The organism is Antricoccus suffuscus, assembly GCF_003003235.1.
Classification (GTDB): Bacteria; Actinomycetota; Actinomycetes; order Mycobacteriales; family Antricoccaceae; genus Antricoccus; species Antricoccus suffuscus.
In genome coordinates, this window is sequence record NZ_PVUE01000026.1 from 18,077 (window position 1) to 39,131 (window position 21,055).

The following is a 21,055-nucleotide window of genomic DNA, read 5'->3' on the forward strand; positions in this document are numbered from 1 at the left end:
GCTACCAGTGCGGACTGGCCAGGAGTGCATCGCCACGTGCTGGGCAGCGAGGGCACAAGCAGAGTTAAAGTGACCAGAAGAGGGTCGTCAGGGGGCGGTGACCAGATGACTACGACGGATCGTCACAGCGAACTGGCGCGCGCATTCGTCCAGCTGGCTGGTGCGTTGGTGGGCGATTTCGACGTAGCCGATCTACTGCAGGGACTGGTTGAGCGAAGTGTCCAGCTGTTGGACGCCGACGCTGCGGGACTGGTGCTGTCTGATCATCGCGGAACCTTGCAAGTAATGGCCTCATCGACCGAGGGTGCTCGTCGATTGGAGCTGTTTCAACTGCAGGCCGACGAGGGTCCGTGTGTGGACTGCTTCCGCGGTGGTAAACAGATAGCCGAGCCAGATCTGCGGGCCGCCGTTAGCGCCTGGCCGAGGTTCGTGCCCGTTGCGCGCGAGGTGGGATTCGCTGCGGTGCAGGCGTTTCCCCTCCGATTGCGCGGCGAGGTGATCGGTGCGCTCAACCTCTTTTCTAATTCGCCTATTGCGTTTTCCGAGGACGATCAGCAGGTAGCTCAGGCGCTCGCCGACGTCGCGACCATCGCCATTTTGTCTGAACGCGCCCTGCACGACCGCGAGCTCCTCGTCGCGCAGCTTGAAGGGGCATTGAACAGCAGAATAGTGATCGAACAGGCGAAGGGTGTGTTGGCCGAAGCGGTCGGCCTTGATGTCGATGCCGCGTTCGCGCATCTGCGACGGGCCGCTCGCAGCAGCCGCAGGCGCCTAGTTGAGGTGGCCACCGATCTCGTCGACGGACGTCTCGATCCCTCGGCGGTCGTTGCCGAATAGCTCGAATTATGACGCGCGCGGCGTTATGGCGGTAGAGTTGCTGTACTAGAACAAATCAGTTGCCCCGGACCCCGGCGACTCCATCTGGCTTAATCAGCCACGAGGAGCGCCAATATGTCCGAAATCGTCGCCTCGTCTCCAAGACCGTCCGTGCGTGCGTCCGGCGCCGTTGCGCCTCGTAACTCTTATGTGAGCAGTTATACGGATTTGTCACGCGAGATCAAGGCAGCCGGGTTGCTGCGCCGTCGCTACGGCTTCTACTGGACCCGAATCGTGCTGACTGTCGCCGCATTCTTTGCCATCTGGGTCGCCGTACCTTTCGTCCATGACTCGTGGTGGCAGCTTGCTCTGGCGGCCGCGCTCGCGACCGTCAGCACGCAGTTCGGCTATCTGGGCCACGACGGCGCGCACCAACAAATGTTCCACTCCCCCCAGTGGAACCGGTGGGTCGCACGGGTGCTCTCGTGCGGCTTCACCGGCCTCTCTTACAGCTGGTGGATGGGTAAACACACGAAACACCACCAGGCGCCCAACCAGATCGCGACCGACCCGGACATCGTGGGCGGCCCGATCGCGTTCACGCCGGCGACCGCGGCGGCGCGCACCGGCTGGCAGGCCGCCTTCACCCGTCGGCAGGGCTGGCTGTTCTTCCCGTTGCTGATGTTCGAAGGCGTCGCGCTGCACGTGGCCAGCATTACGATGCTGGTCACCGCACGCGGCCAGCGGCACCGCTTCACTGAGCTGGGCGCCATCGTGCTGCGCATCGCCGTCGGGATCGTGCTGCCGTTGGTGTTCATGCCGCTCGGGATCGCGGCCGCGTTTATCGGCGTACAACTGGCGCTGTTCGGGCTGATGCTCGGCGGCACGTTCGCGACCAACCACAAGGGTATGCCGTTGGTGCCGAAGTCGATGCGGGTGGATTTCCTACGCCGTCAAGTGCTGATGTCGCGCAACGTCGTCGGTGGCCCGTTTCTCTGCTTCGCGATGGGTGGGCTGAACTACCAGATCGAACACCACCTGTTTCCCAGCATGCCGCGGCCGAATCTGCGCATGGCCCAGCCGCTGGTCAAGGCGCACTGTGCTCAGCAGCAAGTGCACTACACGGAGAAGACGCTCACCGAGTCCTACGGGATTGTCGTGCGCTATCTGAACCAAGTCGGGATCGGTTCGCGCGATCCGTTCGAATGCCCGCTAGTTCGGGAGTACCACGCCTGATCGTGCCCGGTTCGCCATGCTGATCTGCCCACGTCAAAAATTCTTGGCCGGTCGGGAATGATTCCTGTGCATCGCCCGTTGGACAACATGTAAAGTTGAGCAAGAGCGACTCAAGTCTTCTGATGCGACTCACATAAGCATGATGCAAACCCCGTGGCCAGTTGCAGTATCCGCCGATGCTACCGCGTCGTACGGCACTGCGCTCTGACCGCAAGACCGATCCACAGAAAGCAGGAACACCATGGCACGAGCAGTCGGTATCGATCTCGGTACGACCAACTCCGTTGTATCCGTCCTCGAAGGTGGCGAGCCAAAAGTCATCGCCAACGCCGAGGGCTCACGCACCACTCCCTCGATCGTCGCTTTCGCGAAGAACGGCGAAGTGCTGGTCGGGCAGGCCGCCAAGAACCAGGCCATCACCAACGTCGACCGCACGATTCGCTCGGTCAAGCGCCACATGGGCGGCGACTGGACCGTCGACATCGACGGCAAGGCGTACACGCCGCAGGAGATCTCCGCGCGCGTCTTGCAGAAGCTCAAGCGTGACGCCGAGACCTACCTCGGTGACACGGTCACCGACGCTGTCATCACCGTTCCGGCGTACTTCAACGACGCTCAGCGTCAGGCCACCAAAGAAGCCGGCGACATCGCGGGCCTCAACGTGCTGCGCATCGTCAACGAGCCCACGGCTGCGGCGCTTGCCTACGGCCTCGACAAGGGCGAAAAAGAACAGACCATCCTCGTATTCGACCTTGGTGGCGGCACGTTCGACGTCTCGCTGCTCGAGATCGGTGACGGTGTCGTAGAGGTCAAGTCGACCTCCGGTGATACCGACCTCGGTGGTGACGACTGGGATCAGCGGCTCATGGACCATCTGGTCAAGGAGTTCAGGAACTCCTCGGGCGTGGATCTTTCCGGCGACAAGCTCGCGATGCAGCGCATCCGTGAGGCCGCGGAGAAAGCCAAGATCGAGTTGTCCGGCTCGCAGTCCACAACGGTCAACCAGCCCTACATCACTGCCGGTGCTGACGGCCCGCTGCACATGGACATCACTGTCACTCGCGCGGACTTCCAGCGCATGACGCAGGATCTGCTCGAGCGCACCAAGGCGCCGTTCAACCAGGCGATCAAGGATGCCGGAGTCAAGCTCGGCGATATCGACCACGTCGTACTCGTCGGCGGGTCGACTCGCATGCCAGCGGTGACCGACCTGGTCAAGGAACTGCTTGGCGGTCGTGAGCCCAACAAGGGCGTCAACCCGGACGAGGTTGTCGCCGTTGGAGCGGCCCTGCAGGCCGGCGTGCTCAAGGGCGAGGTCAAGGACGTCCTGCTGCTCGATGTCACCCCGCTGTCGCTGGGTATCGAGACCAAGGGCGGCGTGATGACCAAGCTCATCGAGCGCAACACCACCATTCCGACCAAGCGCTCGGAGATCTTCACGACGGCAGACGACAACCAGCCGTCCGTGCAGATCCAGGTCTTCCAGGGTGAGCGCGAGATGACCCAGTTCAACAAGCGGCTGGGCATGTTCGAGCTGACCGGGCTGCCGCCGGCCCCGCGCGGCGTTCCGCAGGTTGAGGTCACCTTCGACATCGACGCCAACGGCATCGTGCACGTCGCGGCCAAGGACACCGCGACCGGCAAGGAACAGTCCATGCAGATCACCGGTGGTTCGGCACTGTCCAAGGACGAGATCGACCGCATGATGAAGGACGCCGAAGCGCACGCCGAAGAGGACCAGAAGCGTAAGGAAGAAGCAGAGACGCGTAACAACGCCGACTCGCTGCTGTTCCAGACCGAGAAGTTCCTCGCCGAGAGTGGCGACAAGGTCCCGGCCGACAAGAAGGAGCCACTGACCGACGCGATCGGCGAGCTGCGCTCGGCTCTTGGCGGTAGCGATATCGACGCCATCAAGGCCTCGCACGAGAAGGTCTCGACGCTGTTCCAGGAGGTCGGCGCCGCTATCTACGCCGACGCTCAGGCCGCTGGCGCAGAAGGCGCACCGGGCGATGCAGGTGCATCCGGCGCTCCGGGTGCCGAGGGCGGGTCGGCGACGGACGGTGACGATGACGTTGTCGACGCCGAAATCGTCGACGATGAGGACAGCAAGGGCAAGTAAGTGAGCGGATTCCACGCTGACTCGGTCGATCCGGGTGCCGCCGGCAACGGCGGCCCCGGACGTCCCGGCGACCACGATAAGTCAGCCAGCGCAGGCAAGTCCGGTAACGACGAGCAGCCGCGGATCGTCATACGAGACAAACGACGGATCGACCCGCACGCGGGCGAGACACGTCAACCAATGGAGTCTTCAGTGCCAGAACCACAGCCCGACGATTCGGTCGAACCCATTATCGATGCCGAACCAGAGCAGCAAGAAGCACCGGAGCCAGCATCCGGGTCGGTCCCAGACTCGGCTACCGACGAAGCGGAGACCGATGACCGGCTCTCCGACGTCGACCGACTCACCAGTGAGTTGGCCGAGCGCACCAACGACCTGCAACGGGTCAATGCCGAGTACGCCAATTACCGCAAGCGGTCCGAACGTGAGCGTGAGGGACTGGTGTCCATTGCGCAGGCATCGCTGATCGCCGAACTACTTCCGGTGCTCGACGACATCGACCGCGCCGACCAGCACGGCGATCTCAACGGTGGCTTCAAGAACGTCGCAGATTCGCTGCGCGGTGTACTCGAACGCGCCGGCCTAGAGGCGTTCGGGTCCGACGGGGAGCCGTTCGACCCGAGCGTGCATGAAGCGGTCGCCCACGCCACCAGCCCGGACGTGGAGTCGGAGTCGGTTTCCGGTGTGATGCGCCGCGGCTACCGGCAGGGTGATCGCGTGCTGCGGCCCGCGATGGTCGCAGTGGTCGCGCCGGAGTAACGGCGCACGCACGCGACGCCGTACTCACGCAACGCGCATCAGTAGGAAATTTGTTGGAAGTTCGTAGGAAGGGAGGCGCCCAGTGAGCCAGAAGGACTACTTCGAGAAGGACTACTACGCCGCGCTGGGCGTGTCCAAAGACGCCAGCACCAGCGAGATCAAGAAGGCCTACCGCAAGCTGGCATCGCAGTCACATCCGGACAAAAACCCGGGCGATGCGGCCGCGGAGACCCGATTCAAGGAAGTCTCGGAGGCTTACGACGTACTCGGTAACGCCAAACGACGCGAGGAATACGACGAGGCGCAGCGTCTGGTCTCCAACGGCGGAGGGTTCCCTGGCGGAGGGGGCGGCTATCCGGGGCGCTACCCGGGAGACTTCTCGGCCGGCGCCGGTGGCCAGTCGTTCAACCTCAACGATCTTTTCGGCGCCGCACGCGGCGCCAGGGGAGGCGGTCGCGGCGGGCCCAATATCTCCGACCTGTTCGGAGACGTCTTCGGTGAACAAGGCTTCAACGACGGCGCCGGCTACGGCCGGCAGGCTGGCCCGATGAAGGGGCAAGACCTCGACGCCGCGGTCACGCTCAGCTTCGAGGACGCGATCAATGGCGTGAGCCTGCCGCTACGCTTGACGGCCCCCGACGGGACCAGCAAGACACTGACCGTGCGAGTGCCCTCGGGTATTGACGATGGAAAGAAATTCCGCGTCCGGGGCAAGGGGTCGCCTGGTCTTAATGGCGGCCCTGCCGGTGACTTGTTGGTCAAGGTGACGGTCAAACCGCATGGCATGTTCACCCGCAAGGGAGCCAACCTGCAGCTCACGGTCCCGGTGACCTACGTCGAGGCGGCACTCGGCGCGACGATTAAGGTGCCGACCCTCGACTCGTCGGTCAGCCTCAAGCTTCCGGCCGGCACCTCCAATGGGCGCAAGTTCCGGGTCAAAGGTAAAGGCGTCACGGTCGGTAAGACGACCGGCGACCTTATCGTGGCCGTCGAGATCGCCGTACCGGCCAAGATGTCCGACGAGGCCAAGAAGGCTCTTGAGGACTACGCCGCGCTTCAAACGGACAATCCGCGCGAACAATTCTTCGCCACGTAAGATCTACGTAAAGGAGGTCGAGATGACTGCACCGCGAAACCGCGACGACGGGGCGTCGTCGCGCCGTGTGCGCAGCGAACCGCTCGGCCAGTCACGGCCACTCGGTGGCCGTCGACCGATGACCGATTCATCGGTGCCTGGTTCCTCGGTGCCTGGTCAGCCGGTAGCTGGCGATCAGCGAGCAACCGGCTCGCAGCAGGCGGCGTCGTACGTCGATTTCGAGACGCCGGTATTTGTCATCTCCATTGCCGCCGAACTTGCCCAGATGCATCCGCAGACCCTGCGCCAGTACGACCGCGTCGGCCTGGTGAAGCCCGGTCGGACCAGCGGTGGCGGGCGGCGCTACTCGGCGCGCGACGTCGCGCTGCTGAAGATGGTGCAGCACCTAAGTCAGAACGACGGGATCAACCTCGCCGGCATCAAGCGGATCATCGATCTGGAAGACCAGGTCCGTGCTTTGCAGTCGCGGGTCGAGGAACTCGTTGTCGACGTGGCCGAGGCACAGGCCCGCGTCGCCTCGGCCGAGGCGGCCGTCCATGCGTCATACCGTCGCGACCTCGTGCCGGTACAGCCCTCAGCGATCATCCGCTGGCGGCGTTGATTGAGAAGTGGAACCCGCGATGACTGACCTTCAGGACGAGACGTGCGCCGATCTCGTCCAAACCCTTGGCCAGCTAGTGCGGACCGGGCGCGCCCGGTCCGCCAAGTGGGGAGCGGAAGAGGATCCTGAGTCCGGGATCATCATCAGCTCGCCACTTTTCGCGCTCCTGTCAATTCTTCGCAATGAAGGCGAGATGCGCATGCAAACCCTCGCCGCGCGGGTCGGCAGCGACATGTCGGTCGTGAGCCGGCAGGTCGGCGCCCTCGAAGAGGCCGGCTGCATCTGTCGGCGGGCCGATGATCAAGACCGGCGGGTAACGATGTTGAGCCTGTCCGACTATGGTCGGCAGCGGCATGCGGCCGGACTCAGCCGGCGCGTCGCGATCTTCAAGACCGGGTTGCGTAACTGGTCCGAGGAAGACGCCACGGTTTTGCTGACGCTAGTCAGCCGGATCACGAAGGACCTCGCCGACATCACCGACTAGCCGGGCCAGTATCGCCGTTCGGCTTCCTTGTATCGCCAAACCCCTGCTAATCACGCCGCATCAGCCGTGATTAGGAGGAGTCCGCCTCGACATCGGCGTGACCCGGGGACGCAGCGGTGACGGATGGGCTGGATTTTGTGACGGATCGCGGGAAAAGCAGAGTTGAGCGGAATAGACTCAACTTTGACGGGCGTTGTACCTGGCAGTATTTGACAGATCTCTAAAGGAGCCCCGCGTGGATCAAAACAAGTTCACCACGAAGTCTGCCGAAGCTCTTGCCGCAGCGCAGCGCCTCGCGACCGATCGTGGAAATCCGCAGCTTGAGCCGCTGCACCTCCTCATTGCTCTGCTGGAACCGGCCGACGGCATTGCCGGGCCCTTACTGCAGGCCGCCGGCGCCGATCCCGCGTCGGTGAAAAACGCTGCCCTGCAACGGATGGAGCAGTTGCCCAGCGCGAGCGGTGCGACCACGAATGCCCCGCAAGCCAGCCGCGAGCTGCTCGCCGTACTCAACGCTGCGGGCAAGCTCGCCTCCACCCTTAACGACGAATACGTCTCGACCGAACACCTCGTGGTCGGCGTCGCGCAGGACGGCGGCGCGGCGCGAGACATCCTGGTGGGCGAGGGCGCGAGTCCCGATCACTTGATCAACGCGTTCAAGACGGTGCGTGGTTCGCGACGCGTCACCTCGCCGGACCCCGAGTCGTCGTACCAGGCGCTCGAGAAGTACGCCGTCGATCTCACCGAGCAGGCGCGTAAAGGCGACCTCGACCCGATTATCGGGCGTGATTCGGAGATCCGGCGGGTCATTCAGGTGCTCTCGCGCCGTACCAAAAATAACCCCGTGCTCATCGGCGAGCCCGGTGTGGGTAAGACCGCGATCGTCGAGGGTCTGGCGCAGCGGATCATCGCCGGTGACGTACCCGAGTCGCTCAAGGGCAAACGCCTGATGAGCCTGGACCTGGCCTCGATGGTGGCCGGTGCGAAATACCGCGGGGAGTTCGAGGAACGGCTCAAGGCTGTCCTTCACGAGATTTCCGAGTCCGATGGCGAGATCGTGACGTTTATCGACGAGCTACACACCATCGTGGGCGCCGGCGCATCCGGTGAGGGCGCGATGGACGCCGGCAACATGATCAAGCCGATGCTCGCGCGCGGCGAGCTGCGGCTGGTCGGGGCGACGACCCTCGATGAATACCGACAGCGAATCGAGAAGGACCCTGCGTTGGAACGTCGATTCCAGCAGGTGTTCGTCGGTGAGCCGACCGTCGAAGACACGATCGGCATCCTGCGCGGGCTCAAGGACCGCTACGAAGTGCATCACGGCGTCCGCATCCTCGACCAGGCGCTGGTTGCGGCGGCGACGCTGTCCGACCGGTTCATCACCTCGCGGTTCCTGCCGGACAAGGCCATCGATCTCGTCGACGAGGCCGCGTCTCGGCTGCGCATGGAGATCGATTCCCGGCCGGTCGAGATCGACGAGGTCGAACGAGCGGTACGACGCCTCGAAATCGAGGAGATGGCGCTGGCCAAGGAGGAGGACGAAGGGTCGCGCATCCGCCTCGAGACGCTGCGCAAGGACCTCGCCGACCGGCGCGAAACCCTGAGTGAGCTCACCGCACGTTGGCAGCGCGAGAAGGGCTCGATCGACAAGGGTCGCGAGCTGAAAGAACAGCTCGATGCCTTCAAGGGCGAGGAGGAACGCGCCGAACGCGACGGCGACCTGGCGCGCGCCGCGGAGTTGCGCTACGGCAAGATTCCGCAGCTGCTCAAGGAAATCGACGAGGCCTCACAGGCCGAGAACCAAGCCGACCTCATGCTCAAAGAAGAGGTCAGCGCGGACGATATCGCTGGCGTCGTGAGCGCCTGGACAGGTATCCCCGCGGGCCGGATGCTCGAGGGCGAAACCGCCAAGCTGCTGCGCATGGAGGAAGGCTTGCAGGGCCGCGTCGTCGGTCAGAGTAAGGCCGTCACCGCGGTCGCCGACGCCGTACGCCGGTCCCGGGCCGGTATCGCTGACCCCAACCGGCCGACCGGTTCGTTCCTGTTCCTCGGTCCGACCGGCGTGGGCAAGACCGAGCTGGCCAAGGCGCTCGCGGGCTTCCTCTTCGACGATGACCGCGCAATGGTCCGCATCGACATGAGCGAGTACTCCGAGAAGCACAGTGTCTCGCGGCTGGTCGGCGCGCCTCCGGGCTACGTCGGGTACGACGAGGGCGGCCAGCTCACCGAGGCAGTACGCCGCCGCCCCTACACCGTCGTACTCCTCGACGAAGTGGAGAAGGCGCACCCGGACGTGTTCGACATCTTGTTGCAGGTGCTCGACGACGGCCGGCTGACCGACGGCCAGGGTCGCACGGTCGACTTCCGCAACACGATCCTGATCCTGACCTCCAACCTCGGTTCGCAGGCAATCACGAACCCGGGACTGGACGAGAAGGGCAAGTACGACGCGGTCATGTCGGTCGTGCACGGTCACTTCAAGCCGGAGTTTCTCAACCGGCTCGACGAGGTCGTCGTCTTCAGCAGCCTTGGCACTGAGGAGCTCGGCTCGATCGTCGATATCCAGCTGCAGAATCTGGCGCAGCGGCTCATCGATCGGCGCCTAGAGCTCGAGGTCACGCCGGCCGCGCGCGACTGGCTGGCCATCGACGGGTTCGACCCGGTCTACGGCGCCCGTCCGTTGCGTCGCCTGATCCAATCCGCGATCGGCGACCAGCTGGCCAAGAAGCTGCTGGCCGGCGAGATCGTCGATGGCGACACGGTAACGGTCGACGTTGGCGACACGGCGCTGGTAGTCGGCGCGAAGTAGCGGGTTCTAGTCGGCGGGCGGTTCGGCGTACGACGTCGTGGCCGCCCGCCGGCGTTCGTTACGCCGCGAGATCAGTCGTTGGAATGCGAGGGTCACGACCCCGGCGACGGTCATCCCGAGCAAGTTGATGCCCAGTTGCTGGGCCGACCCGCTCAGGTGCTTGGGCGCCCACACGGCAACCGATAGCGAGAACTCTCCGACCGCGGGGATGGTCGTGACGGAGATGAAGACGCCCACTAGTGCGTTGCTGTGCCCGGCGGTCTGCGATAGCACGCCGGCCGCCCCGGCGAGCAGCGCCACCACCAGTGACCAGTGGTTTGGCTGCCAGATGAAACCGGTGAGTGGCCGGGGGCCGCTGAGTGAGGCGGGGCTGATCCAGCCGATGGAGCGCAGGATCAGCGCGAAGCTGATCGTGATGATGAGCGCGACGAGGAACCCTCGAAATAATAGGTACGCCGACCGCCACGCCAGACGGCGTTTGCCCAGCACGACGGCCACCGCGAAAGCGGCAATGACGCCGAACTCTGGTCCGACCACCATCGCGCCGACGACCAGGATGGGCGAGTCGGTGACGACCGCAACCGCCGCGATCATGCAGGCGACCGTGAGAAACGCGTAGAAGGACCACGAGCCCTTCGCCTGCGTCCACGCCGTGTCGAGGACCGCGTCCCATACGATCGCGTCGTCGGGAGCACCAGGTGCCGCCTTTTCGGCCGCCCACGCATTGGGGCTGGGCGAAGAGTCAACTTCGATCAGCGAGACCGAACCGTCCTCGTCGATTCCATTGGTGTGCAGCCAGTCGAGCACGTCCGAAACGGCCTCACGGGCGATGTCGCACTGCACGAAGTCGCCTTCCGGTCGCAGCGCGACGCGGTCGAACCGTACGACGTTGGTGACCCGAGGGTCGTCGCGCAGACGGTCGGTGATCGTGTCGGACCGGTCGGTGGGTACGACGATCTGTAGCTGCATCACGTCTTGATCTTTGCATCGCGGCGCTCCATGACGGCAGTAAACGCGCGACAAGGAGCCGGCGACGCGACGGTCAGCGCCACATAGTTCGAGTAAAGTGGCGTGGATATCCATGGCGGTTTCGCCCACCAACCCAAGTAGCACCCGCGCTCGCGCGTAGGTATGAGGAGTGCGTCTTGTCGCAGCAGCCCGACGACGGCCATAAACCGTTCGGCGGCTTCGAGAGCGCTCCGGAACAACCAGATCGCGCCGACGGGCCGCAGAGCGAGGCGCCTAAACCGCCTCGAGAGGTACGACGCGCGTCGGTCGTGCAGACGGTTATCGCGGTGATCCTGGTGTTCTTCGGCGTGTTCTACCTGACCCAGACGGACAACCTGACCAGCGAGCTCATGCGGGCGATGGAGTCGGTCGACGCGAAAATGGTCGCCGACATCTCGATCGCTCAGCTCGCCAGCGTCGTGCGGACCGCGGCGGTGGTCCTGCTGATCATCGGTCTTGGGCACGGTGCCGCGGCACACGGGCTGCGCAGCCGCAAGACGTGGGCGCGTCCGGTCGGCTTCGTCTTCAGCGGGCTGCTTGTCGCGTTGACGGTGCTATCGATGTTCAGTGGCGCGATGAGCTATCCGGTCCTGCTCATGGGGCTGTTGGCCGTGTGGGCGATCGTGTTGACTAGCCGCCCCGCGGTCAAGACATATCTTTCTCATAATTAACACAAGGAGCCTCAGCGTGACCGATCGCGACAACCCCACCGGATCTGCGTCCGAAGAACCGGACGACGTCCCACGTGAGCCGTCGAAAGACGAGCTCGGTGACTCGGTCGTCTATCCAGCGGACGCCGCCGAAGCCGAGGATGACGGGCCGCAGACGTTCGCGCCGAAGAAGTCGGCCTGGATCGCGCTCGCCGTACTCGCGCTGATCATGTTCACGATGACCGGACTTGGGCTCTCGCAGAACTCCAAGGACTTGCAAAGTAGTTACGTCCCGGTCCAGGTCACGGTGACGGCGCAGGTGCTGAAAAAGGACAAGGTCGTCAACTACACCGACAGCGAGACCAAGAAGGCCGCGGACAAGTGGAAGTCGATGGGTACGACGATCACCCCGACTGCCGCGCAGATGGCCGAAGTGCTCAACGCATCGGTCGGTGACAAGAAGCAAGTCACCGAGAAGCAGGTTGCGGACTCGCTGAAGAAAAACAAGGTCACGCTCACGATCCCGACGATCAAGGAGCTCGACAGCTCGATTCGTACCCAGACGATCATCTTCGGCATCGTCGGGCTGGCCGCGGCCGCGGCGGCGTACTTCTACCGGCAAGGCGCCAACTGGGCCCGCATGCTGGGCATGTTTGTCTCGGGCCTGGTCACCATCATGTTTGTGATGCAGGTGGTCAACGGTTCGCTGAGCATCATCGTGGTGGCGATTGTGCTGAGCGGCGGCGCGGCGTTCTTCTTCTTGATGAAAGGACGCCTCGTTGCGCCGGTGCCAATCGGCGGCGGTCGACCCGGCGGCGCCGGCGGCATCTTCGGCAGCCTGTTCCGGCCACGTCCGCCGCGAGGCGAGTGAGTGCCTCGCGCGCTGGTCACCGGAGCGTCGGCCGGACTCGGCGCGCAGTACGCCGAACAGCTCGCTAGGTCCGGCTATGACCTCATCCTTGTCGCGCGCGGCGAGGATCGTTTGCAGGCGTTGGCCGGCACCCTGACTGGTCGCTTTGGCGGGCGCTGCGACGTACTCCCGGCCGATCTGTCCACGCCTGAGGGCCTCGCGCTGGTAGAGGGGCGGGTCGCCAGTGACGACGAGCCGGTCGACCTGCTTGTCAATAACGCCGGGTTCGGCACGAAGGGCGAATTTCTGGCCTCACCCGTCGAGAGCGAGCAGCAGATGCTCGATGTCAACGTGACCGCGCTCATGCGGCTGTGCCACGCGGCGCTACCCGGCATGGTGCGGCGCGGGACGGGCGGAGTGATCAATGTTGCCTCGGTGGCCGCCTTCCTGCCGAGCGATACCGGCCCCGGGTACGCCGCCAGCAAGGCATACGTCGTGGCCTTCACCGACTCGCTGGCCGTGACCTTGCAAGGCACCGGCGTACACGTCAGCGTGGTCTGCCCGGGGTTTGTACGCACCGAGTTCCACGAGCGCATCGAGCAGGACGTCAGTTGGATTCCGCGCTGGGCGTGGCTTAAGGCACCGGAGGTGGTCGCGACCTCACTGCGCGATCATCGTGCCGGGCGCCATCGCAGCGTGCCGTCGGTCAAATACAAGTCCGTCGTGCAGGTACTCAGGGTGGTGCCGCGGGCTGCGCTGCGTCGAGTCTTGGTTAAGAGTCGGGCCCTGCAGCACCGTCCGGACTGAAGACGCTGGGTGACCGAGCGCACCGCGAAAGAGCGGCCGTACGCCGAAAAGCTCTCAGTCGACGCACAGCCAAACCCTCATGTGGCTCATCGCACAGTGTGGTCTTGGTGGATAACCGGTGACGAGAGTGTCTCGAACTGGTTACGACGGGTAACGTCTTCCGAGTCTCACGGAGGTCTGTCGTTCGATCGGAACGACACCGCGAGACACGCCTAAACGCATCACCGATCGGACAGCGCCAGCAATGGAGTCGTTTGAGGGGGAGCGTGCCGGGGACCCACAGTGGTATCCGGGGTGAATCGGCGTGTGGGCCCGTAGCGAATGCCGCGGGTGGACGCGTTGTAGGGCCGAATACTTCCCGGCCCGAACCCGACAGCTAACTCGGCAGGCGGAATAGGAAGAATGGAGAGCCGCCTGTATGGCGCCCTCGAAGAGAAATGCCGTCGTTTGCACGATGGCCACAGTTGTTGCATCACTCGGACTAGGCCTGCTCCCATCCGCCGCGCACGCCGACCCGGCGACCAGTAGCGAGACCTCCAGCTCCGTGCAGGCCCAGGTCATCAAGATGCAGGGCGACCTCGCCAACGCCAACGAGAAGTACCTCGATGCCAAGATCGAGCTCGACAAGCAGACCGCGGCCGCGGCCGCGGCGCAGACGCAGTTCGACGCGGCGAAGGCCGACGTCGATGCCGCGAAGGTGCAGGTTGCGGCGATAGGTGCGACGTCGTACAAGACTTCCAATGCGCAGAGCCTGCAGGCCATCCTGACTAGCTCCTCGCCACAGGACCTCATCGATCAGCTCGGCACGCTCGACACGATCTCCGCCTACAACGCCCAGACGCTGGCGAAGTACGCGAAGGCCCAGAAGTCCGCCGCCGCAAACAAGACCGCTATCGACGGCGCCAAGGCCGCCGCTGCGGCCGCCGAGAAGCAGATCAGCGATAAAAAGGCCTACTACGAGGCTGAACTGCCGACGTTGCAAGCCAAGCTCGCGACGCTGACCGCCGCGCAGCAGGTTCAGGTCGACCAGGCCTCGGGCCAGACTCAGGGAGCCAGCGCGCCCAAGGCCGTCACCGCTCCGGCCGCCGCGCCGACTGCCGCTCCGGCCGCGTCCGGCTCGGCCGCACAGGTTGTCACCACCGCGATGGCGCAGCAGGGCAAGCCGTACGTCTTCGGTGCTGCGGGCCCCGGCTCGTTCGACTGCTCGGGTCTGACGATGTACGCATACGCTTCCATCGGTATCAGCCTGCCGCATTCGTCGGGCGCTCAGCGTGGCTACGGTACGCCGGTCTCGCTGTCCGCACTCGCACCCGGTGACCTGGTCTTCGCGCCAGGGCACGTCGCGATCTACATCGGTAACGGCACCGTCGTGCACGCCCCCACCCCGGGCTCACCGGTCCGGACGATGCCTATGAAGTACATGAACTTCGATGCGGCACGCCGACTGGTCTAGCCACGTAGCACGGAACGAAAAGGAACGGATGCTGGTCATAGACCAGCATCCGTTCCTTATTTTCGTCGCACCGAGAGAGTCCGATTCATGATTTTCGCCCTCGTCCCGCCCGATCACGGCGCCGCAATCCCTGCTTTAGCTGACTCGAGTTCGGCCGCTGGGATGATCGGCTCGATTCTCGTGATCGCCGTGGTTGTGCTCATCATTGTCGGCGGATACTTCGCGCAGAAGAAGCGCGCCGAACAGCTCATGCGCTTTGCCCAGGCAAAAGGGCTCACCTACGAGAAGCGCAACGATGCGTGGGCCAACATGGACTGGGGCTATCCGTTCGGCGCAGGCCGTGCTCAGAAGGCTCGGCACGTGATGACCGGTCACCTCAACGGCCGGCCGGTCGTGACGTTCGCGCACGAATACACGACCGGGTCTGGCGATGACCGTCGGACGGTGCACACGATGGTGACCGCGATCCAGATCCCGCGAGCCTTCCCCAAGCTCGAGGTCGGGCTCGAGGGCATCACCGGACGGTTCGCGCGCAAGCTCGGGTTCAAAGACATCGAGCTGGAGAGCGAGGCGTTTAACCGGAAATACAAGATCCAGTGCGATAATCGGAAGTTCGCGTACGACGTACTGCATCCCCGCTTTATGGAGTGGATGACCGCTATCGACTCCAACGGTTTTACGATCGCAGGACCGTACGTCGTCATCCACCGGACGGGCCGTCTCAAGGAGCAGGAAATCGACGCCAATTTCGCCTACATCTCCGCGGTCATCGAGCACATGCCCGGTTTCGTCTGGGCCAACGCGCGTTGAGCCGAGCCCGCCGTCCCGCTGCGTCTCGTGGCTTCGCCGCACTCGCCGCACTCGCCGCGATCGCCATCACCCTCGGCCTGAGCGCATGTTCCGGTGTGAAGCCCCTTGACTCCTCGAACCCGATCGCCAGCAAGTCGAGTTCTGCGTCGCCGCCACCTCAGGCGGCGAGCGGGCCAGGATGCGCGACCGATGCCGGGACTCCTGAACAACTTGCCGCCATGGGCGACCTGATGCTGAGCGAGGCTGTCGCGAAGTTTCCGGGTACGACGAAGTTTTCCGCGTACCTCAAGCTCAACACGTCGCTGCGCGCGTCGTTGGACAAGGCGGGAAAGTACGCGATCTTCATCCCGGACGATGCGGCGTTCGCCAAGCTCACTCCTGAGCAGCTTGCCACGCTCGATTCCGACGCGACGCTGCGTGATTCGATGCTCACATACATGATCACCGCTGTCCCGGTTGATCCCGCGAGTCTCAAGGACGCGCAGCAGGTGCCGACGGTCAACGGCACCTCCTCACCGCTCACGTTGACCAAGAGCGATACCGGGCTTCGGCTCAATGCGGCAGCGACCGTCGTGTGCGGCGCGATTACAACCGCCCGCGCGACGATCTACCTCACCGACACCGTGCTCTTCCCGCCGGCCTAACCCGCGGCGACAGGACACGCGAACCACATACCTGCAGGTTGAGGCTCGGTAACGATCGGTCAGGATGACCCCGTTGGGGTGTTACGACGGTGTGCGGTGCCTTAAGTTTTGGCAATGCATTCTCCCCCGACTGCCGAGCAAGATCCCCCCGAAACAGAAAACGACACCAACCAGACGGTCGCCCAGGCCCGGCCGGATGTCGATGCGCTCATCGCGGAGTACGACGAGGAGCGTCCCCAACGCCAGCTCACCGCGAAACTCAACAAGGTCATTGTCGCGCTGACATTCGCGGTCTCGCTGTTTGTGCTTTACCAAGTTTTCTACCCGCAGAGTAAGGGCAATCAGTACTTCCTCATCATCTTCCTGGCGCTGATCCTGCCGTTCGTCTTCGTCTGCTACCGGACCGGCTCGCGCAAACCGTCGACCACAAAGGCGCGCAAGAATGACAACCCCTCGGTCCTCGACTGGACCCTGGCCGTGGTCTCGTTCATCGTCTGCATCTATCCCGTGCTGCCGATTTCAATCGGCAAAGGCGGGGGAGGATTCGACGCGTTCTTGGACAGGCAAGGGCTGCTGACGCCGCTCGACATCGTCATGGGCACGCTGTTGACGCTGCTGATTCTCGAGGCCGTACGCCGCACCACCGGGATGATCATGCCGTTGGTGTGTATCGCGTTCTTCGCCTACGCCTACTACGGCGGATTGATGCCGCAGACGTGGGCAATCAGCCACGCCGGGGTCGATTTCGATCAGATCATCAACGGCTTTTACAACGATGCGTCGGGTTTCTACGGCACCCCGCTCGATGTGTGCGCGACGTACATCGTGCTTTTTACGATCTACGGCGCAGTTCTCGACGCCACGGGCGCCGGTCGGTTCTTCATCGACGTCAGCTTCGCCGCGTTCCGCAGGTCCAAGACCGCTCCCGGCCGGACCGTGACGCTGTCCGGCTTTCTGCTGGGCACGGTCTCCGGCTCCGGTACGGCGACCGCGGTCAGCCTCGGTGCGGTCGCATGGCCGATCCTGAAGCGGGCCGGCTACCCGAAGGAAGCCGCGGGCGGGCTGCTCGCCGCAGCGGGCATCGGCGCGATCCTGTCGCCGCCGACGCTGGGCGCGGCCGCGTTCATCATCGCGGAGTTTCTGCAGACGTCGTACCTCACGGTGCTGTTGTGGGCGACCATCCCGACGATCTTGTACTACGTCGGCATCATCCTCGCCGTCGAGATCGATGCCCGGAAGTTCGGCGCGAAGTCGGTCGACCTGCCTGAGCGCAGCGCGCTGAAGCTGATCGGCCGCTTCGGCTACCACTTCTTGTCGCTGATTGTGATCGTCGTGTTCCTCGCGTTGGATATCCCGCCGTTCAAGGCGGTTGTTTACGCGAGCGTTGTCGCGGCGGCGTTTGGCCTGATCGAACGGCTCATCTCGCGCGGAGACCCGCTTGACCCAGACTTCGCCAAACCGGAGGAGACCGGCGTACCGGCCCCCGAACGGGCCAGCGCGAGCGCGGCATTAGTGGCGTACCTAGGCGACCTCTACCACGCGTTATCCAGTGGAATCCGCTCCGTGCTTCCGGTCGCGGCCGTGTGTGCCGCGGCCGGCATCATCACGTCGGTCATCGCGAAGACCGGCCTTGGCCTGACCCTCGGCAATATTCTGGTCAAGGCCGCGAAGGGGATCACCGAGGACCCGACCGGGGTACTCATCCTGACCGCGATCTTCGCGGCCGTCGCGGTGACGATACTCGGGCTGGCGGTCCCGGTCACCGCGTCTTTCATCATCTCCTGGGTCATCTTCGGGCCGGCGCTACAGACGCTGGGCGTCAGCGGTCCGGAGACGGCGATGTTCATCTTCTACTACGCGGTCCTGTCCGAGGTGTCGCCGCCTACAGCCCTGGCCGCGGTCGCGTCGTCGGCGATTACCGGAGGAAACGCGATCAAGACAATGTGGCAGACGTGGAAATACACGCTGCCTGCATTCCTCGCGCCATTAGCCTTCGTCATCACCGACAACGGCTCGCACCTGCTGATGCAAGGCAACTTCATCAGCATCGTCTGGACCACGGCCGTGTCGATCATCGCCGTCGCCGCGCTCGCCGCCATCACCGGCGGCTGGATCTTCGACGCAGCGACCTGGTACGAACGGCTGCTGTGCGTGCCCGGCGCGCTTCTACTGCTCTACCTGCAGCCACTGTCGATCGGGATCGGCATGGCGTTCCTCGTCGTCGCCGTCGCGCTCAACTTCATCCGCACGAAGACGAATACATCTGGCTTGGAGGCCACTCTATGAAATCCCTACACAAATCTATGAATCCCCTACGCAAGCGCCGTACGGTTGCGGCGCTTGCCCTTGTCGCCGCATGTGGTCTCACGCTTAGCGCATGTGGTGGCAAGCAAGAAGCGAAAGAGTCCGCCAAGAAGGCCGACGGATCGGTCACCTGCGACTTCACGCAGGCGCAGTACACGATCGCGACCGGCAACTCGACCGGCGTCTACTACGTCATGGGCGGCGGCATCGCCAACCTGATCAACGACAACTCCGGCGGCAAGGTCAAGGCCACCGCGGCCGAGACGGGCGCGTCGGTGCAGAACATCCAGCAACTGGGTACCAAGCAGTTCGATATCGCGTTCTCCCTGGCCGACACGGCGGCCGATGCGGTCAATGGCAAGGGCGCCTTCGAAGGCCAAAAGCAGGACATCCAGTCGCTCGGACGGATCTACGCCAATTACACGCAGGTCGTCGTACGCAAGGACGCCGGCATCAAATCCGTTGCGGACATGAAGGGCAAGACGATCTCGACCGGCTCGCCGAAGTCCGGTACGGAGGTCATCGCGACCAGACTGATCGAGGCGGCTGGTCTCAACATCGACTCCGACCTCAACGCCCAGCGGCTCGATCTGGGCAAGACCGTCGACTCGATGAAAGACGGCTCGATCGACGGGTTCGTCTGGTCCGGCGGGCTGCCGACGCCGGCGCTGACCGACCTGTTTACGTCGAAGAAGGATGAGGTCGAGTTCCTTGACATCACGCCGTTGCTGCCGAAACTGAAGAAGGTCAATGACGTCTACGACCAGGGCACGATCCCGGCCGACACCTACGGCCTGGCCAGCGACGTCAAGACCGTCGTCGTACCCAATGTGCTGGTGGTCCGCGGCGACTTCGCCGACAACAACGCGTGCGCGATTACTAAGCTGATCATGGAGAAGAAATCGGACTTGGCTAAAGTTCACCCCGCGGCTAACGAGTTCGACCCCAAGACCGCAACGAAAACCGGCCCGATCGAGCTCAACGCGGGTTCGAAGCAAGCGCTGGAAGACCTCTCAGGGAAGTAGTAGCTATGACCGATCGTGCCCGGCTCCTCGAACTCGTCAACCAGATCGCGGTGGTCCGTGGCGACGTGACCCTGTCGAGTGGGCAGAAGGCCGATCGATATGTCGATCTACGGCGGATCACCCTCCACCACGAGGGTGGTCCGCTGGTAGGCCGCGTCATGCTCGAGGTCACCAAACACCTCGATTTCGACGTAGTCGGCGGACTCACGCTCGGTGCCGACCCGGTGGCCACCGCAATGATGCACGCCGCGGCCGCGCAGGGGCGTGCCCTCGACGCGTGCGTCGTACGCAAGGAAAAGAAGGCGCACGGGATGCAGCGCCAGATCGAGGGCCCCGGCGTAGAAGGACGCAAAGTACTCGCGGTAGATGACACCTCGACGACCGGCAACTCGGTGCTGCAGGCCGTCGATGCCCTCCGGGAGGCTGGCGCGGACGTCGTCGGCGTCGGCCTGATCGTCGACCGCGGCGCGCATGAGTCGATCGAGATGACCGGACTCGGCCTCAGCGCGGTGTTCCGTCTCGAAGAGCTCGACATCGGCTAGGACGTCTTTTGTTACCGCTGGAACCGTTCGTTGTGCGGCGGCGACTAACTGCGTGGGATACCGTTGATCTCGACACGCGTGCGCGTCGAAATCTGAAGTCCCGATTTGACTGACACTGATCAATTGACCTGACTGCCTGCGGACGTTCTGCGGGGACAGGTGCGAGGAGCCCTTAATGAGTGCCATCGGAATTGTCCTGCTGATCATCGGCATCATTGTCGTGCTGGTGGTTGTCTCGCTGATCGTGAGCTACAACCGCTTTGTGACCCAGCGAAATCTGGTGACCGAGTCGTGGCGACAGATCGACGTCGAGCTCAAGCGTCGCTATGACCTCATCCCCAACTTGATCGAGACGGTGAAGGCCTTCGCGACGCACGAGCGCCAGGTCTTCGAGTCGGTCGTACAGGCCCGCGCCCAGGCGCAGCAGGTGCGCTCGCAGCAGGGCATCCACGCTGCCGAGCAGGCAGGTGCCGAAAAGAACCTCAGCGGTGCCCTGGGGCGGCTGTTCGCGGTCGCCGAGAACTACCCGACCTTGAAGTCGGACCAGAACTTCCTCGGTCTGCAAAATGAGATGACCGATACCGAGGACCGCATCGCCGCCGGTCGCCGCTTCTACAACGGCAATGTCCGCGCGCTCAACACCCGGATTGAAGCGTTCCCCTCGAACCTGATCGCGGGTGCTTTCAAGTTTGAGAAGGAGCAGTATTTCGAGCTGGACGAGCCAGCCGCGCGGGACGCCGTACGCGCCGACTTCTCCTCGCTGACCGGCGCCGGCCCGTCGGACCAGAGCACCTACACGCAGCAGGGCAACCAGCCGTTCGTGCCGCAGTCGATCCAGCAAGCACCGCAGGCGCCGCCCGCTTTCGGCGCGCCGCAGCAGCAGTTCCCGCAGAGCCAGCCGATGCCGGCCCAGCAGCCTGCCCCGCAGCAGCAGCCCTATGGCCAGCAGCCGTACGGTCAGCCGCCGGTACCGAATCCAGGACAAAACCCGGGCGGTGGGCAGCCTCCACAGTTCGGCCAGCCGGGCCAGTAATCTGGG

Annotated in this window: 19 protein-coding genes and 1 riboswitch; of the genes, 18 read left to right on the top strand and 1 reads right to left on the bottom strand. The window is 64.0% G+C overall.

The window, feature by feature from the left end:
• Positions 1 to 105: 105 nt before the first annotated feature.
• The 8 genes from CLV47_RS20235 (at position 106) to clpB (ending at position 9,923) form a co-directional block, all read left to right on the top strand.
• The gene (locus CLV47_RS20235; protein WP_106350943.1) at positions 106 to 837 is read left to right on the top strand and encodes a GAF and ANTAR domain-containing protein; all 732 of its coding nucleotides are present in this window, start codon (positions 106 to 108) and stop codon (positions 835 to 837) included.
• Positions 838 to 951: 114 nt separating this feature from the next.
• Entirely contained in the window at positions 952 to 2,052 is a 1,101-nt protein-coding gene (locus CLV47_RS20240) for a fatty acid desaturase family protein (RefSeq protein WP_106350944.1), read from the top strand.
• Between the two features lie 241 nt (positions 2,053 to 2,293).
• Entirely contained in the window at positions 2,294 to 4,171 is a 1,878-nt protein-coding gene (gene dnaK / locus CLV47_RS20245) for a molecular chaperone DnaK (RefSeq protein WP_106350945.1), read from the top strand.
• Complete coding sequence (gene grpE / locus CLV47_RS20250) at positions 4,172 to 4,930, top strand: nucleotide exchange factor GrpE (RefSeq protein WP_238145535.1); 759 nt, start codon at positions 4,172 to 4,174, stop codon at positions 4,928 to 4,930.
• An 82-nt stretch (positions 4,931 to 5,012) separates the two neighbouring features.
• A complete protein-coding gene (locus CLV47_RS20255) occupies positions 5,013 to 6,026 on the top strand; it encodes a DnaJ C-terminal domain-containing protein (protein WP_106350946.1) in 1,014 nt (337 codons plus the stop codon).
• Between the two features lie 22 nt (positions 6,027 to 6,048).
• The gene (locus tag CLV47_RS22825; protein WP_272946814.1) at positions 6,049 to 6,627 is read left to right on the top strand and encodes a heat shock protein transcriptional repressor HspR; all 579 of its coding nucleotides are present in this window, start codon (positions 6,049 to 6,051) and stop codon (positions 6,625 to 6,627) included.
• A gap of 19 nt (positions 6,628 to 6,646) precedes the next feature.
• Positions 6,647 to 7,111 carry a MarR family winged helix-turn-helix transcriptional regulator gene (locus tag CLV47_RS20265; protein ID WP_106350968.1) on the top strand — a complete coding sequence of 155 codons (465 nt, stop codon included), beginning with the start codon at positions 6,647 to 6,649 and terminating at the stop codon, positions 7,109 to 7,111.
• 235 nt (positions 7,112 to 7,346) lie between these two features.
• Complete coding sequence (gene clpB, locus CLV47_RS20270; protein ID WP_106350947.1) at positions 7,347 to 9,923, top strand: ATP-dependent chaperone ClpB; 2,577 nt, start codon at positions 7,347 to 7,349, stop codon at positions 9,921 to 9,923.
• Between the two features lie 6 nt (positions 9,924 to 9,929).
• On the opposite strand, the gene CLV47_RS20275 is transcribed toward clpB, so the two are convergent.
• Entirely contained in the window at positions 9,930 to 10,892 is a 963-nt protein-coding gene (locus CLV47_RS20275) for a DUF389 domain-containing protein (RefSeq protein WP_106350948.1), read from the bottom strand.
• 176 nt (positions 10,893 to 11,068) lie between these two features.
• Between CLV47_RS20275 and CLV47_RS20280 the strand changes: the two genes are divergently transcribed.
• From CLV47_RS20280 to CLV47_RS20325, 10 genes are all read left to right on the top strand, one after another.
• Entirely contained in the window at positions 11,069 to 11,602 is a 534-nt protein-coding gene (locus CLV47_RS20280) for a hypothetical protein (RefSeq protein WP_106350949.1), read from the top strand.
• A 16-nt stretch (positions 11,603 to 11,618) separates the two neighbouring features.
• Positions 11,619 to 12,452: a hypothetical protein gene (locus CLV47_RS20285; RefSeq protein ID WP_106350950.1), complete on the top strand. Its 834-nt coding sequence runs from the start codon at positions 11,619 to 11,621 to the stop codon at positions 12,450 to 12,452.
• Positions 12,453 to 13,238: an SDR family NAD(P)-dependent oxidoreductase gene (locus CLV47_RS20290; protein WP_106350951.1), complete on the top strand. Its 786-nt coding sequence runs from the start codon at positions 12,453 to 12,455 to the stop codon at positions 13,236 to 13,238. It abuts the gene before it with no gap.
• A gap of 226 nt (positions 13,239 to 13,464) precedes the next feature.
• Positions 13,465 to 13,644: riboswitch (cyclic di-AMP (ydaO/yuaA leader) on the top strand.
• 48 nt (positions 13,645 to 13,692) lie between these two features.
• Positions 13,693 to 14,691 carry a C40 family peptidase gene (locus CLV47_RS20295; protein ID WP_106350952.1) on the top strand — a complete coding sequence of 333 codons (999 nt, stop codon included), beginning with the start codon at positions 13,693 to 13,695 and terminating at the stop codon, positions 14,689 to 14,691.
• Between the two features lie 87 nt (positions 14,692 to 14,778).
• Positions 14,779 to 15,501, top strand: a complete 723-nt coding sequence (locus CLV47_RS20300; RefSeq protein ID WP_146135470.1) for a DUF3137 domain-containing protein — start codon at positions 14,779 to 14,781, stop codon at positions 15,499 to 15,501.
• Entirely contained in the window at positions 15,498 to 16,145 is a 648-nt protein-coding gene (locus CLV47_RS20305) for a fasciclin domain-containing protein (protein ID WP_106350954.1), read from the top strand. Before CLV47_RS20300 ends, CLV47_RS20305 begins: the two co-directional genes overlap by 4 nt.
• Positions 16,146 to 16,259: 114 nt before the next feature.
• Entirely contained in the window at positions 16,260 to 18,431 is a 2,172-nt protein-coding gene (locus tag CLV47_RS20310) for a TRAP transporter permease (RefSeq protein ID WP_106350955.1), read from the top strand.
• A gap of 17 nt (positions 18,432 to 18,448) precedes the next feature.
• On the top strand, positions 18,449 to 19,474 hold the full coding sequence (locus CLV47_RS20315) for a TAXI family TRAP transporter solute-binding subunit (RefSeq protein WP_106350956.1): 1,026 nt from the start codon (positions 18,449 to 18,451) through the stop codon (positions 19,472 to 19,474).
• 5 nt (positions 19,475 to 19,479) lie between these two features.
• Entirely contained in the window at positions 19,480 to 20,016 is a 537-nt protein-coding gene (gene pyrE, locus CLV47_RS20320; RefSeq protein WP_106350957.1) for an orotate phosphoribosyltransferase, read from the top strand.
• Between the two features lie 175 nt (positions 20,017 to 20,191).
• Positions 20,192 to 21,049 (top strand): LemA family protein, encoded by an 858-nt coding sequence (locus tag CLV47_RS20325; RefSeq protein ID WP_106350958.1) that lies wholly within the window; start codon positions 20,192 to 20,194, stop codon positions 21,047 to 21,049.
• The last annotated feature ends 6 nt before the right edge of the window (positions 21,050 to 21,055 follow it).